Source organism: Stieleria maiorica, assembly GCF_008035925.1.
Lineage (GTDB): Bacteria > Planctomycetota > Planctomycetia > Pirellulales > Pirellulaceae > Stieleria > Stieleria maiorica.
In genome coordinates, this window is the sequence record NZ_CP036264.1 from 6,031,091 (window position 1) to 6,045,895 (window position 14,805).

Consider the following 14,805-nt stretch of genomic DNA (forward strand, 5'->3'; position numbering starts at 1 on the left):
ACCTGCCCTGAAGGGCACGGGCTTAAGCCAATACTCTGAGCCGTAGGCGCTAGCCTCGAGCCTTACCGCCGTGTTAAAAGGCGTATCAGGGCCCGCGGCTAGCGCCGTCGGCTCACTAAGCCCTTGCCATTCGTACCTGTTTCTTTTCCGCGGCACGCTCGTGTTAGGTTGGGGTCGTGTAGGAGGTCAGGGCCTTCATGTAGTTGGCGCGTTTGAGTCCTTCGGGATTGGAGCAGTTGTTCATGCTCATGCTGCCCTTGAGTTGTTCGACGGAGTAGTATCCGTTTTCGTCCATCCATTGGATCAACTCGTCGCGAACCGCTTCCAGACGATCGATCCCGTGTTTGAGCAGCGTAGAGGCCATCATCACGGCATCGGCGCCGACCAGCAACGCTTTGGCAACATCCAATCCTGAATGGACGCCTCCGGTCGCGGCGATGGACGCTTCGATGCGGTCCCGCAAGATCGCGATCCAGCGCAGGGCCAGCCGGAGTTCTTCGGGCTGGCTGAGTTGCAGCGCGGGCACGAACTCGAGCGTTTCCAGATCGATCTCCGGCGACAAGAATCGGTTGAATAACACCAATCCCGACGCCCCCGATTCGATCAGGTCGGTTCCGAAGGTCGCCGGTGAGGAGAAGTACGGTCCGATTTTGACAGCCAACGGGATTCGCAATTGCTCTCGGACGGCTTTGACCAGATCGCGATAGTGGCGTTCGACGTCCGAGGCGGAGACACTGGTGTCGGTGGGGACCAGATAGATGTTCAATTCCAACGCATCGGCTCCGGCCTGTTCCATCAGTTCGCCGTAGTATTTCCAACCACCGCTGCTGAAACCGTTCAAGCTGGCGATCACCGGGATACCGAGACACTCTTTGGCATCGCGGATCAGTTGCAGGTAGTCTTCCGGTCCGGTGTTGTAGCGATCCAAGGTGGGAAAGAACCCCGACGCTTCGGCCATCGCATCGGTTTGATAGTCGCCCAGTTGTTCGAATTGCTCCCGTTCGTGTTCGATTTGTTCCTCGAACAGCGACGGCAACACGACGGCCGACGCACCGGCGCGTTCCAAATGCAACAGCGATTCGAGGCTGCCGGTCAGTGGACTGGCCGAGGCGATCAAGGGGGTCTTGAGTTCAAGTCCCAAGTAGTTGGTTGAGAGGTCGATATTGGTCATGGAAAGGCGTCTGTGAGTCGTGGCGTTCTTCGGTGAAAAGTCTTCCAAACTTGTCATTCCGGTATGGACAAGCTGGAAGCCTATCCCACTTCAATTGGTTGCAGGTCGGGATTATCACGTTCGACACCGGCCAGTTGTTGGTAGTAGTGCCAGGTGTCGTCGATGTCTTTCTGGGCGAGTTCCATCAATTCACGCGCCCGATCAGGATTGGAGCGTGCCAACATGGCGAAACGGGCTTCCTTCATCGCGACCTCCTTGAAGGGTTTGGCCGGTTTGCGACTGTCCAAATGGAAGGGATGTTCGCCGGCGTGGGCGTCGCGGGGATCGTAGCGATACAGCGGCCAGAACCCGCTGCGGACCAAGTCGCGTTGGTGAGTCATCGCGGTCGACATGTCGATACCGTGAGCGATGCAGTGGCTGTAGGCCAACAACAGCGACGGTCCGTTGTACGATTCGGCTTCGTGGAACGCTCGCAGGGTTTGCGCGGGGTTGGCTCCGATCGCGACTTGGGCGACGTAGACGCTTCCGTACGCGACGGCCATCGCCCCCAGATCCTTGCGGTGGACGTTGCGTCCATCGGCGGCGAACTTGGCCGTCGCGGCCCGCGGTGTGGCTTTGGACGCTTGCCCGCCGGTGTTGGAGTAGACACCGGTATCGAGCACGATGATGTTGACGTTGCGCTGCGAGGCGAGCACATGGTCCAGGCCTCCATAGCCGATGTCGTAGGCCCAGCCGTCACCGCCGACGATCCACAAGCTGCGATTGACTAAGGCGTCGGCGATCGCACTCAGTTCCGATGCCGGCTTGGAATCGATCGCGGCCAATCGCTGTTTCAGCTGCTCGACTCGTTCCCGCTGGGCCTGGATCTCCGCTTCGCCGTGTTGGCCGCTGTCCAGGATCGCGGTCGCCAGCGCATCGCCGATCGCGCCGCCCAATTGTTTGACCAACGCTCGAGCGCGATCGCGTTTCCCGTCCAGCGCCAACCGCATGCCGAATCCGAATTCGGCGTTGTCCTCGAACAGCGAATTCGACCACGCGGGCCCACGGCCATGGGCATTGGTCGACCAAGGCGTGGTGGGCAGGTTTCCACCGTAAATGGACGAACATCCCGTCGCATTGGCGACCAACATTCGGTCACCGAACAACTGCGAAAGCAACTTCAGGTACGGGGTTTCACCGCAACCGGCACAAGCGCCGGAATACTCGAACAACGGAAGCATCAATTGGGCTTCTTTGACCTTGGTGGTATCCAGTTTGGTGCGGTCCGGGTCGGGGATCTGGCTGAAGAAGTTGAATCGCTCGCGTTCGCGCTGGAGGTGTTCACTCTTGGGCAGCATGTCGATCGCCTTGTGCTTGACGACCTCCTTGCTCTTGGCCGGACAGACGTCAACACAGACGCCGCATCCCGTGCAGTCCTCCGGGGCGACTTGAACGGTCAGCGCCGCCAGTCCATCGGCGCCCTTGGAAATCCGGACGGGAAACGATTCGGGGGCTGATGCGATTAAGGCATCGTCAAATCGCTTGGTGCGGATCGCGGCGTGCGGACAAACCAAGGCGCACAATCCACATTCGATGCACAGGTCGGCATCCCAGATCGGAATTTGGTCAGCGATGTTTCGTTTTTCGTACTGTGCCGTGCCGGTCGGGAACGTCCCATCAACCGGCAGGGCGCTGACCGGCAACAGGTCGCCTTTACCGGCGATCATCATGCCGGTGATACGTTTGACGAAGTCGGGTGAATCGGCGGGGACCGGCAACGACAGGTGCAGGGTGCTGGACGCCTGATCGGGCACCGCGACGCGCTGGATCGATTCGGTCGACGCGGCGATGGCCGCCAAGTTTCGCTCGACGATCGTCGGTCCGCGTTTGCCATACGTCTTGCGGACCGCATCCTGCATGTGCTCCATCGCCTGGTCCATCGGCAGGACACTCGAGAGGGCGAAGAAACACGTTTGCATGACGGTGTTGATCCGACCGCCGAGATTGTTTTCCCGGGCGATCGTGGCCGCATCAACGACGTAGAACTTCAGTTTCTTGTCGATGACGTGCCGCTGGATTTCTTGCGGAAGATGGTCCCAGACGGCGTCGGCTGCGTAGGGACTGTTCAGCAGAAACGTCGCCCCGCGCGCCGCGACTTCCAGCACGTCGCGTTGCCGCAAAAAATTGAATTGGTGACAGGCGACGAAGTTGGCTTGGCGAATCAGATACGTCGACTCGATCGGTTCGGGACTGAATCGCAGGTGAGACACCGTGACGGCGCCGGCCTTTTTGGAGTCGTAGACGAAGTAGCCTTGCGTGTGCAGCGGCGTGTTCTCCCCGAGAATCTTGACCGTGTTCTTGTTCGCCCCAACCGTCCCATCGCTACCGAGTCCATAGAACACGGCGCGGGTGACGTGAGAGGGTTCCTTGTACTCCGACTCGTCCCAAGGCAGACTGAGCAGCGAGACATCGTCATGGATGCCGATTGTGAAGTGCTGCTTGGGCGCATCAACGGTCAATTCACAAAAGACCGCCATGGCCATCGCAGGAGTGAACTCTTTGCTGGAAAGGCCATAGCGCCCACCGATCACACGTGGGATCGATAACGATCGACTCCACGACGCCTGGGTGAACGCCGTGACGACATCCTGGTAAAGCGGTTCACCGATCGCGCCGGGTTCCTTGGTCCGATCGAGCACCGCGATCCGCTGCACGGACTTGGGCAGGGCATCGATCAAACGATCCACGTCCAGCGGCCGAAACAGACGAACCTTCAACAATCCGACTCGGCCGCCGTCGCGATTGAGTGTCTGCACCGCCTCTTCGGCCGCACCACATCCCGACCCCATCATCACCAGGACCCGCTCGGCGTCGGCAGCACCGACGAAGTCAAACAACTGGTAGCTTCGCCCGGTCAGCTGGGCAAAGCGATCCATTTCACTTTGCACGATCTCCGGCACGGCGTCGTAGAACGGATTGACGGCTTCGCGAGCCTGGAAGAAGACGTCGGGATTTTGCGCCGTTCCCCGCAGCACCGGCCGATCGGGATCCAGGCTGCGGTAACGGTGCTGTTTGACCAGGTCGGTGTCGATCATCGCCTCGATCGTGGCCGGATCGATCAAGCGGATCTTGTTGATCTCGTGCGAAGTTCGAAAGCCGTCGAAGAAGTGCAGCAGCGGGACACGGGCGCGCAACGTGGACGCCTGGGCGATCAACGCAAGGTCATGTGCCTCTTGGACCGATGACGAAGCCAACATTCCGAACCCGGTCGTGCGGGCGGCCATCACGTCGCTGTGATCACCGAAGATGGACAGGGCGTGGGTGGCAAGACTTCGGGCCGAAACGTGGATCACTGCGGGCGTCAATTCACCGGCGATCTTGAACATGTTCGGCAGCATCAACAACAGACCTTGCGAGGCCGTGAAGGTCGTCGTCAACGCACCGGCTTGAAGCGAACCGTGCAGGGCGCCGGCGGCGCCACCCTCACTTTGCATTTCGACAACCTGTGGAACCGTCGCCCAGGCGTTGGGAATGCCGGCCGCCGACCAGCCGTCGGCGAATTCTCCCATCGGTGTCGCCGGCGTGATGGGATAAATGGCGATGACTTCGTTGGTCGCGTACGCGACTCTGGCAACCGCTTCATTACCGTCCAGGGTGGCAAACTTGTCTTGCACTTGGAAAGCTCCTGCTAAAGCTGCAAAAATTGATACCGGGCGAAGGAGCAAATGCCGGGCCGCGACCAAGGCGCGCGACTGGGCACACTTGTGACGGGCCCGATCATTCCTTCGGGCCGAACAATGGTGGGGTTGCACGCATCGGCGAGACGCAAGGGCGTTCGATCGAGTGGGCCTTGGTGACACACCGGAGGCTCCGGTGTGCCCAGGGGGCGCGAGCGAAGCTGTGGGAGGGCCGGCGGAGGGACGACCGCGCGAAGAGAGGTGGCGGAGCGGTCTCGGTTGTTGGGGTGGTCGGATGGAGCGACCTTCGCCCCGAGGTGGGCTCGCCGGGTTTTCCACGCTCTGGCGAGCGTAGCTACGTTGTTGTCGGGTGCCAATCGATGTTCCGACGAGCAGTGCAACAATGCGAGGCGCCAAACGTCACGTCCTCGGCATCACGAGGCAACAAGGACGGTTTATTCCCACGGATAGCAGCGTGAACCCACGGATGTGATGTGGTTGGGGATCCGTGGGTTCGCGCTGCCATCCGTGGGCTTTTTCGACTTCCCCCGTAGCCTCGCCCCAAATGCACCAACTCCCGTCGGGGTTGCCGTCCAGCCTGGTCACAACCGGATTGGCACGCTGGATTCCTAACCCGCTCGGCCTGCGTCAGTCGACGAAACCGATCAGTTGGGCGTTGGAACCACCTTCGGCGAGTTTCTTGAGCGCCCGGTTTTCGATTTGTCGGACGCGTTCCCGCGAGACACGAAACACCTGGGAGACTTCGGTGAGCGTGTATTCGTGGCCATCGCCCAGGCCGAACCGCATCTTCAGGATCTCGCGTTCGCGCCAACTGAGTCGCTCCTCCAGGATCCGATGCAAGCGTTGATTCAACATCCGCAGATCGGTGTTCCGCTCGGGCCGCTCACTGTGGCTTGCTTCGATCAAATCCCCCAGTTCGCCGTTCTCATCGGCCCCGACCGGTTGCTGCAAGCTGGCCAGACTCTGACCGGCTCGCAAAATGACCTCCGCCTGCTCGGACGAGGTCTCGGCGGCCGAGGCAATCTCTTCGTCCGAGGGGGCACGTCCGAGTTCGTGACGCAAGTCGTTGTCGATACGTTTGATCCGAGTGATTTCTGGATTCACGTGGGCCGGCACCCGAATCGTTCGGCCTTGGTCGCAAATCGCACGTGTGATCGCCTGACGAATCCACCATGTCGCGTAGGTACAGAATTTGAATCCGCGCTGGTGTTCGAATTTCTCGACCGCCCGGATCAATCCCGCGTTGCCTTCCTGGATCAAATCCAAAAATGCCAGGCCGCGATTGCGATACTTTTTGGCGATCGACACGACCAGCCGCAGGTTCGATTCGCACAGCTCGTTTTTGGCCGTATTGAACTGGGCGTGTGCGTTTCGAATCCGAGTGATTTGCCGTGAGAAAGCTTCGGGCGTCTGTTGGACACTTGCCAGGATCTCGGCCAATTCCGCCTTCGCAGCAGGATCGTCTCGATCGGCCAATTGCTGCACGCGGCGATCGATGGCGAACAGTTTTTCGGTCTGTCGACTCAAAAACTCGATCCGCAGCCCCAATTCTTCGACCAATCGGATCGCCCGGCGACGGCGATGAAGAATCTTGTTCCACAGCGCGTCACGACGGCGGCGGTTGGTCGTCGCGATCACCCGCTGGTAATCGTCGTGGTTTTGCCGAACCAAGGCTTCCAAGGTGCGCAGATTATGCGGCATGCGGCCTAAGATCTGGTCTTTTTCCAGCTGGTCGCTCACAGCGACCTGAACGTACCGGTCGAACCGCAGCTCGCCCGCATGGACCCGGGTGAGCAACCCGACCGCATCGCGCAGAACGAAATCGGCCGCCAGCAGACTGACGCGAAAACGCTTGCGATGCAGGTCGATCTTGCGCGCCAGCAATGTCTCTTGCTCCCTGGTCAATAAGCCGGCGCGTTGAATCCGCAGCAGATACAGTTGCACGGGATCCTCCGCCGACTGGGCCCAATCCACCCCCTTTCCCGCCGCGTCTGGCTGGCTCGGCGCGCGATTCCCCCGGCGATTCGCGGCCGCAGGGCGCGAGGACGAATCAGGGCGAAAAACGGTGGTGAGTTTCCGGTCGGCAAACGAATCAGAAGGCGTTTGAGAAAACGCATCCAGCGTTGCACGACCGTTGTCGGAAGACATCGTGCGAGTACCGATTGGTAACGGTGGGCGGGATTTACAGCAAAACCTGCGTCTTGCCGCAACGAACCGGAGGAGAACCACAAGCGCAACAATCCGGCATGTGGTCAGGGGTATCCTAGCGCCGGCGCGGCGGCGGGCAAGTCCGCGGCCCCTGCTGTGCAACGTCCCCGAGGCGGCGATTGGGACCGTCCAGCCAAGAACCATTGTTTTCGCACGTCCGATCGCCCCTTCCGGGCTGTCGTCCACGGGACGAATCCTGTGCCGCGGCGACACGCGCGTATCACACCTGTGCGGAAATCACGCGATCAACCGGTCACGATGAAGCGGTGATTCATGATCTTGTGGACGTCGACGGGGAACCGCTCGCGATCGCTGGCGCGATTCCACATGCGATAGAATTCATCGAGGGCGCGCAGGATATCGCGGCGGCTGATGATGCCCAACAGGTTTTGATCTTGGTCGATCACGGGCAGATGACGAAATTGGTGACTCATGAAAATCGACGTCAACGCGAACACGTCGGTGCCGGGGCCGACGCAAGTCGGGTGTTTCTTCATGATCGTCGTCGCCGTCTGGGTGGGACTCGGATTGCCGTAAAACATCTCGTTGGCCAAGAATTCCAAGCAATCGCCTTCGGAAATGAAGCCCAACAAGTGCTTCACGTTGATGTCGTGTCGGACCACCGGCACGTTGGAAATCTTGTGTTTGAGCATGAACGACACGATGTCACCGAGCAACATCTCGGGTTCGACGCAAAGGACATGCGTGTTCATGATTTCGCGGGCCGTCGGAGTCGTTTCGGTATGCATCGTAGCTCTCTCGGTTGAAGAGTCGGTTGGGAGGAGTTCACGGCGCTCGCAGCCCAAAACACGGCGGGACATAAGTACTTTGGATGTGGCAATTGGTGTGCCAATCCCCGTTGGCGCGCTGTTTGCGGATAAAATTGACAAGCGCCAATTTGGCATCCGGCGCGTCTCAATGCCGCCGTTCCCGTCTCCCCGTGAATCCGTTTTCATGAGCGAAGAACACAAACCGAAACGTCCCTGGATGGTCGCCGTGTGGCCGGGGATGGGACACGTCGCGATCAGCGCCGGGTATTACCTGATGGCGAAATTGGGGATGCAGTACTTGGGCGAATTCACCTCCAACGGGCTGTTTGACGTTGACTATGCGATCATCCGATCGGGCATCGTGCAAAAGACACAGCGGCCGCGCAGTCGTTTCTTCATCTGGAAGGCCCCGGAAGGCAAACGCGACATCATCGTCTTCATCGGCGAAGCTCAGCCGCCGCAAGGCAAGTTCGAATTCTGTGAAAAGCTGATTGATTTCGCCCGCGATCAGGGCGTCGAGCGGATCTTTACGTTCGCGGCGATGGCGACCGAAATGCTGCCTGAACATGATTCACGTCTGTTCGGGGCCGCCACGGACAAGGCGACCTTGCAGGAACTCGATCGCCCCGAGGTCCGCTACTTAGACGAAGGCCACATCGCTGGCCTGAACGGGGTGCTGCTGGCCGCCGCGGCCGACAAGGGCATGGAGGGGGTTTGTCTGCTGGGCGAAATGCCACACGTGTTCGCCCAATTGCCGTTCCCCAAAGCCTCTCTGGCGGTGTTGGAGGTGTTTGCCGAGATGGCAGAAATCTCGATCGATTTGACGGAGCTAAAAGAACAGTCCGTCGCGATCGAAAAACAGCTGGGAGAATTACTCGCCAAGTTCAAACAGAAAATGGCCGACAAGCAGTCCGGAGCGTCGGAAGAATTCGAGCCGGAAGAGGATTCCGAACAGGAGCTTGCAGACGCCGATCGGGAAAAGATCGAGCAGATGTTTGCCCAAGCCGCCGAGGATCGCTCGAAAGCCTACGAACTGAAGAATGAACTCGATCGCCTGGGAGTGTTCGAGGAATTCGAAGATCGGTTCCTGGATCTGTTCAAGCGATCGGAATAGCGGGCGCAAGTCGCGACAGAGGGATTGATTGCCAGCGGGACGCGTCAGCGACCGGCGTGGTCACCCACGGACGGTACCTGACAGCAGGCCGTCAACTCGGGGCCGCTCGCTTACCGGCCCGTTGATTTAGTCCGATCACACGCGGGATCAGCCGTTTCGCGCGAGCGTACGGGCTTCCTATCCCAAGAAAACGCACTGGCGCCCGTAGGCTCGCGCCAAACGGCTGATTAAATCAACGGGCCGTTACGCTTCCCGCTGGCATGGCCTCAGGATGGCGGCGTGAATTTTGGCGCTGCCGGCTCGGACGGTTCGTCATCCTCCTCGCTTTCCGCCTTCGACGGTTCGTAGGGGTTGAGCGCCTTGGTCGCCTCGTACTCGGCGGCGCGGAATTCGCGCTGGACCTCGTTCAGACGGCTGCGGAATTCACGGTAGATCGTGCCGGCTTTGCGCGCCACGTCGGGCAGATTGCCGCCGAACAGGACGACCGCGATCACGCCGATCACCATCATTTCAAAGGGACTGAGCCCGAACATGACTATTCGTCCGATTTCTTGTCGGACAGTTCATCATCGTCGGCCGACTCATTCATGCCGCGTTTGAACTCGTTGGCACTCTTGCCCAGGTTCCGCATCAAGCTAGGCAATTTGGCACCGCCGAACAGCAACAGGGCCAGAAACAGCACGATCAACATTTCCGGCATGCCCGGAAATCCGATCGCCAACAGGCCGCTTGCAAATGCACATACAGACATCGTTTCGCTCCAAAAGAGGCTTGAGAATCAAAAAACCCTCACGCACAAGTGCGGCGAAAGCGGGTCGGTCGGTTGCGCTTGTCCGGATCACCGAGGGTGCTCGGCGGGGGATTCCGGGGCCATCAACCACCTCCAGGACCGTCGTGTCGGGGGCGGGCGTGGGATTCACGGGGGCGAATCTCCACCGCAGCATTTTATTAGATCCCGGCCGAGAGTCAAAGCCCTGATGGGGCGTGGGGGGTGAGGTGCGTTTTCATGCCTCGTTCCCGGGCTCCGCCTCGCAACGAGGGCAAATCAGGTAAGAAGATTTTGGGGGTAAGAAAATGGTGTAATCCTCCAAGTCTCCGATGAGACAATCTTCCTACCTCCAAAATCTTCCTACCTCTCCGCCCGGCGACGGTGTTCTGTCATGTCGGCTGGAATTCGGAGAGGGGGGGCAGAATGATGAGGGGGACGAAGGCGAACAGGAACGATCATCTGTCCTTGCCGCCCCCCATGCCCCTCCGGTTGTTGCTACGCTGTCACCTAACGGATCCCGAAAATTGTTCGCTCAAGGTGCCTCCAATGCGTTTTGTTTCTGCTGTACTTGGACTGTGTTTGGTCGCGACGTTGATCTTGACTTCCCCTGCCTGCGCCGCCGAGTCGGACATGGAGCGATTGCAGGGGGACTGGACGGCCGAAGTGGAAACCGACAGCGGTAAGAAAAAGGCGACGCTGACCGTCGCGGGCAAGAAAATCCGGTTCGACGGGCCTGACGGCCGCGAGTGGTATGAAGGCACCTTTGACATCGACGAAGAAGCCAAGCCCAAACGGATCTCGGTGCTGATCAACGATTGCCCCATCGACGAGTTCAAAAAGCAAACCGTCGAAGGCATCTACACGCTGGACGCCGACAGATGGACCGTCTGTGCGACCGCCCCGGGCGCCCCCGAAGGCCCCTCGGGATTCGACGACGAAAAAGCCCGGACGATCGTGTTCAAGAAAGCAAAGTAGGTCGCGCTGGTGTCCAGGCTTTAGCCGCCCACGGTCGCTGCTCTGGATACGATGGCTCTTCCGGGCTGTCGCCTGTCGCTGCGAAGCAGCGACGGAGAGTCGCCTAAAGGCTAGACACCAACGGTTCTAGACCAACCTAAGCTGATCGCTTTTCCGGGCCGTCGTCTCTACGACTCACAGCGACAAGCTGGAAAGGTCGTCGTACGACGAGCCACTATTCCGTGACAACCTGGCGAAATTGAATCGTCTCCTTTGCCCGGTTGATCACGTTTCGCAGATTCTCCGGCAGCTTGATGGATTGCTCGGTGAGCGCCTTTTCAAATGCGGCGATCGTCTCGGACGCTTCTTTCGTCGATTCAAACCGTTCCGCAAAATAGGGGATCGCCAACGCGAACCAATCCGATTGCACGAGCCAGCCTTCGGTTTGCTGCAGAGACCGATGGATTTCGCTTAGCAACACGTCCGGAACGACCTCTTTGAAACGTTCAAATGCGACGCGTTGCTGCGAGGACAAGTCCAAGCGAAGCTGTTGGTATTGGTCAGCCGGAAACACGAGTTGCTTGACGAGAAACTCCCAGCACTCCGGGGTGCCGAACGAATCGTCGCGTTCAGCCACCTCGATCGCGGCGACCAGCAGATGGTCCGACAGCGCCGTTTGTACGTACGCCCCAAATGCATCACCGGAGCGTTTGATGGTTGCTCTGGTAGATTCGACCTGCCCGATGACGTAACGTTTGAGCGTCTCGTTGTCGGCGATCGATTCACCCAAGGACACCGCCAGGACGAGTGCCGAGTCCTTGGCCAGGTCTAACGCGTGGCGGTGCTCCATCACGTCACGATTCAATTCCTCGCCGTCCTCCGGCTGCGCCTCGGCTAACTTGAGAAGCCTTGTTTTAAACTGCTCCAATCGACTTTTGTTGAGCGGACTGGCGGCTTGCGTGGTCAGCCAGACATTGGCATTGGTCTCAGCCACCACCGTCGACCAGTCGACACCGCGTTGATTCAAATAATTGTTCAATGCCCATAACGCCGCCATCTGGCTGTTGGCATTTCCATCGGACAATTCCTGTTGGACGACCGTCACGCCTGGATCGGGGAAATATCGTGTGAAGGTGTTCAGAAACAGACTCATGAATTGGTGCGACGGATTCGAATCGTGATCACCGCCAGCAACGATTCCTCCAAGACGCCGGGCCAGAAGCATCGTGCGCTCCGCGGCGGCCAACCGCGTTTCGATATCCGCCTCACGCGAGAGTGTTTCGACGGCCCGCATGGCTTCCCCCAGCGATGCGACATCGCGTTCACGCTCGATTGCCTCCATCCAACTGGCCAAGTCGCGGCCTTGGAAAAGCGTGCTTGGCGTTGGGACCGACGCGACCGATTCGGATTTGTCGAAATCCATCTTCGACATGCCGTGATCTTCATATTCGCTGTCAGACATTTCGAAGTCGATTGAATGGGTATTCTTACCCGTTACGAACGCCTTTTCCCAATCGCTGCGTTCACGTTCCGGGATCGCGAGGATCACGTTGGTCAATTCCTTCGAAGCCTCCTGGGACAGTCCCATTCCTAAACTGCGAGGCAACTCGATCAACACTTCACGTGTCATCGACGCGGCTGCCTTGCGTTGATCGCCAGGCAATTCGGACCAGGCATCGGCGGTCGCCAGGCTGAGACAACAGCGGACCAACTTGCTGGTCGTGAACTTGGAAACCGTGCCGCCCATCGCCCCGCCAGGATCGTATCCGCCGCCGAAGCCTCCCATGCCGCCGCCGTACATCCGAGCAACACCCATTGGCGTGACGTGTCGGTGCAAACAGGTGATCACCGCGGCACGGCTGTGGACGTTGCCTTCGATCAATTCACCGACGGCGGTTTCGTACCAAACATCGAATGAGGGCTCGGCAAAGACTTCCGTCAAACACCACATGAAGTGCTGCGACGGCGTGATCGTCTGATCCGTCGTTCCCGGCAGCGGCGGCAATCTGCGTTCCAGTCCGCCGAACTCACGCGCCCGCGCCAGCAAGGTCTCGATCACCCTTTCATGAAGGAGACTCGTCGCCATTCCCCGCCGCGCCAAGTCCTGCAACCCGCCGACAGTTGCGTAAATCGCTTCGCCGAGCGGTTCCATTTCAGTTTCGGTGTGGATCTGTTCCAACCAATAGGAAGGCGGCTTTCCATCAAAACTGGCCAGGTCCATCTCGGCGGGCATTCCTCCCGTTCTACTTGCCGGCAGTGTCGCTGGTGCGGTCTCCGCAGCCCCTGGCGTTGCGGATTCGTCGCCCAAAGTTGACGGATCCTCACTGGCGAGATTCTGCTCTCCCGATGTCGCGCCGATGCCCGGCATCGCCATCGACAGCAAGTCACCCTTCGGCGGGTCACGTCGCAGGACATCAACCGACTGCTGCCCCCCACGTCCGATCGTGACGACGTCTTCACTGAGCACCAGCGCATCGCCGCCGCCGATGATTTCCACCTGGTACGTCCCCTTGCGTAGCGTCGTGCGGTTTTCCTTGCCCGATGCGACGGTCAATCGATTGACCACCTCGTCACCTTGCTTGACCAACACCGTTAATCCGTCGTGTTCGGAGTGGATGACCAACTCGCCACGGTCGGTCTGGATCTTGATCACCACGGCGGCAGCCACGAGGACAAACGCCAACGCGGCACCCATCAACCACCGTTTAACTTTCGATCGATCATCCGAGCCGGCGGCTTTTCCCAGCGATGGCAGCATGGTGCTGCGTGGCAGATCCTCGGCGGAATGTTTTCGGATCGCGTCCCGCAGCAAACGTTTCAATCGGCTCGGCTTCGCCAGCGGTTCCAATTGCCGCGCGATCTCACTCGCCGACGCCGGACGTTTCGCCGGATCGCGGGACAACATTTTGGCGACCAAGTTGACGACGTCGCGATCGATGTCTTCGCGGATCGCATCGAGCGGTTGGGCGTCTCGACTGGTGATCGCCAACACCTGTGCCGCCAAGCCGCGTTCGGACCGGTGCGGCGGATGCCCGGCGATCAATCGATACAGGGTCGCGCCGAGTGAATAAATGTCCGACTGGGGGCGCACGTCACGGCTGTCGGCCAGTTGCTCCGGTGCCATGTACGGCATCGTCCCCATCACGTGTCCCACGGTGGTCAATCGATCGTCTTTGGCAAGCGGATCGTCGCCATCGAGAACCAGCCCCAGGTCCAACAGCTTGATCGTGCCGGATTGGGTCAGCATCAAGTTGGACGGTTTGATGTCGCGGTGCACCAACCCGCTGTCATGGATATGGGCCAGACCCAAAGCGGCCTGACGAATGATCTCGCAGGCATCAGCAACCTCCAGCTGCCCCATCCGGCCGGCGATGCGTCCGATGTCCAACCCGTTGAGGTATTCCATCACCAGGTAGTGCCATCCGGCTTCATGCCCGGCATCGGTTGCGCGGACGATTTGAGGGTGTTCCAGCGATGCAATCGTCGTCATTTCGCGATCAAAGCGTTCCAACCAGCCGGCTTGCATCACGCGTTCGGGAGGCAACAGCTTGACCGCACAGCGGCGTTTGAGGCGTTGGTGTTCGGCCAGGTAAACGGCCCCCATCCCGCCGCTGCCGATCAGTTCCAGCAACCGGTAGGGTCCGAGCATTTCGAACGGCGGCGGCGGGGCAGTGACCGAGGGCAACAACGCGGCCGAGTGCTGCAAGAGTTCCTGAAGCGCGATCTGACAGGCCGTTTCGTTCTGCACGCCGGCCAGCGCATCGTCGGGGCAGGAATCGGATTCGCCGATCGCCTGCAAGCCGCCACCAATCTGCTCCACCGCCGTGCGACAGGGCTCACACGTATCCAGATGCAAAATCGCCGAATCAAACTGCTCCTGGGACAGCTCTCCTTGGAGCACTTGTCGCAATTCATCCGGTTCCAAGCAGTGACGTCTCATGGCGATCATCGAGGGGGACTCCTGTCAGGCGTGTGGTTTCCGGCGAGCCTCACCCGCCGCTACACCCTGACAACGGAGCGGTTGGAAACGAAGATTCAACAATCGACGTTGCGCAGGCGCCAACAGACGCTTCGAGGGAAACACGCCGCCGCGCAAGCCGAGGCGACCGAGTGGGAGTCGTTGACAAGACGGCTGCAAGACG

At 59.7% G+C, this 14,805-nt stretch carries 9 protein-coding genes; 2 read left to right on the forward strand and 7 right to left on the reverse strand.

The genetic code is table 11. From position 1 onward, the window contains the following. Nucleotides 1–163: 163 nt before the first annotated feature. From Mal15_RS20560 to Mal15_RS20575, 4 genes are all read right to left on the reverse strand, one after another. A complete protein-coding gene (locus Mal15_RS20560; protein WP_147869479.1) occupies nt 164–1,171 on the reverse strand; it encodes a dihydroorotate dehydrogenase-like protein in 1,008 nt (335 codons plus the stop codon). Between the two features lie 80 nt (nt 1,172–1,251). Then, nucleotides 1,252–4,824: a pyruvate:ferredoxin (flavodoxin) oxidoreductase gene (gene nifJ, locus Mal15_RS20565; RefSeq protein WP_147869480.1), complete on the reverse strand. Its 3,573-nt coding sequence runs from the start codon at nt 4,822–4,824 to the stop codon at nt 1,252–1,254. A gap of 651 nt (nt 4,825–5,475) precedes the next feature. Beyond that, a complete protein-coding gene (locus Mal15_RS20570) occupies nt 5,476–6,996 on the reverse strand; it encodes an RNA polymerase sigma factor RpoD/SigA (protein ID WP_167546939.1) in 1,521 nt (506 codons plus the stop codon). Nucleotides 6,997–7,301: 305 nt separating this feature from the next. After that, nucleotides 7,302–7,805 (reverse strand): CBS domain-containing protein, encoded by a 504-nt coding sequence (locus Mal15_RS20575; protein ID WP_233902921.1) that lies wholly within the window; start codon nt 7,803–7,805, stop codon nt 7,302–7,304. A 205-nt stretch (nt 7,806–8,010) separates the two neighbouring features. On the opposite strand from Mal15_RS20575, the gene Mal15_RS20580 reads away from it, so the two are divergent. After that, complete coding sequence (locus tag Mal15_RS20580; RefSeq protein ID WP_167546940.1) at nt 8,011–8,940, forward strand: PAC2 family protein; 930 nt, start codon at nt 8,011–8,013, stop codon at nt 8,938–8,940. A gap of 266 nt (nt 8,941–9,206) precedes the next feature. Here Mal15_RS20580 and Mal15_RS20585 read toward each other — a convergent pair whose 3' ends face one another. Continuing rightward, a complete protein-coding gene (locus tag Mal15_RS20585) occupies nt 9,207–9,449 on the reverse strand; it encodes a Sec-independent protein translocase subunit TatA/TatB (RefSeq protein WP_233902922.1) in 243 nt (80 codons plus the stop codon). A 26-nt stretch (nt 9,450–9,475) separates the two neighbouring features. Next, nucleotides 9,476–9,691, reverse strand: coding sequence for a twin-arginine translocase TatA/TatE family subunit (gene tatA, locus Mal15_RS20590; protein ID WP_147869485.1), 216 nt, complete (start codon nt 9,689–9,691; stop codon nt 9,476–9,478). Nucleotides 9,692–10,255: 564 nt separating this feature from the next. On the opposite strand from tatA, the gene Mal15_RS20595 reads away from it, so the two are divergent. Continuing rightward, complete coding sequence (locus Mal15_RS20595) at nt 10,256–10,684, forward strand: TIGR03067 domain-containing protein (RefSeq protein ID WP_167546941.1); 429 nt, start codon at nt 10,256–10,258, stop codon at nt 10,682–10,684. A 214-nt stretch (nt 10,685–10,898) separates the two neighbouring features. Here the strand turns inward: Mal15_RS20595 and Mal15_RS20600 are convergent, their stop codons facing one another. Beyond that, complete coding sequence (locus Mal15_RS20600; protein ID WP_167546942.1) at nt 10,899–14,603, reverse strand: serine/threonine protein kinase; 3,705 nt, start codon at nt 14,601–14,603, stop codon at nt 10,899–10,901. Nucleotides 14,604–14,805: the final 202 nt, after the last annotated feature.

Coding starts and splice junctions, on each gene's coding strand:
- Mal15_RS20560 (WP_147869479.1), bottom strand. CDS start 1,171: ATGACCAATATCGACCTCTCAACCAACTACTTGGGACTTGAACTCAAG.
- tatA (WP_147869485.1), bottom strand. CDS start 9,691: ATGTCTGTATGTGCATTTGCAAGCGGCCTGTTGGCGATCGGATTTCCG.
- Mal15_RS20585 (WP_233902922.1), bottom strand. CDS start 9,449: ATGATGGTGATCGGCGTGATCGCGGTCGTCCTGTTCGGCGGCAATCTG.
- Mal15_RS20595 (WP_167546941.1), top strand. CDS start 10,256: ATGCGTTTTGTTTCTGCTGTACTTGGACTGTGTTTGGTCGCGACGTTG.
- Mal15_RS20600 (WP_167546942.1), bottom strand. CDS start 14,603: ATGAGACGTCACTGCTTGGAACCGGATGAATTGCGACAAGTGCTCCAA.
- Mal15_RS20570 (WP_167546939.1), bottom strand. CDS start 6,996: ATGTCTTCCGACAACGGTCGTGCAACGCTGGATGCGTTTTCTCAAACG.
- Mal15_RS20575 (WP_233902921.1), bottom strand. CDS start 7,805: ATGCATACCGAAACGACTCCGACGGCCCGCGAAATCATGAACACGCAT.
- Mal15_RS20580 (WP_167546940.1), top strand. CDS start 8,011: ATGAGCGAAGAACACAAACCGAAACGTCCCTGGATGGTCGCCGTGTGG.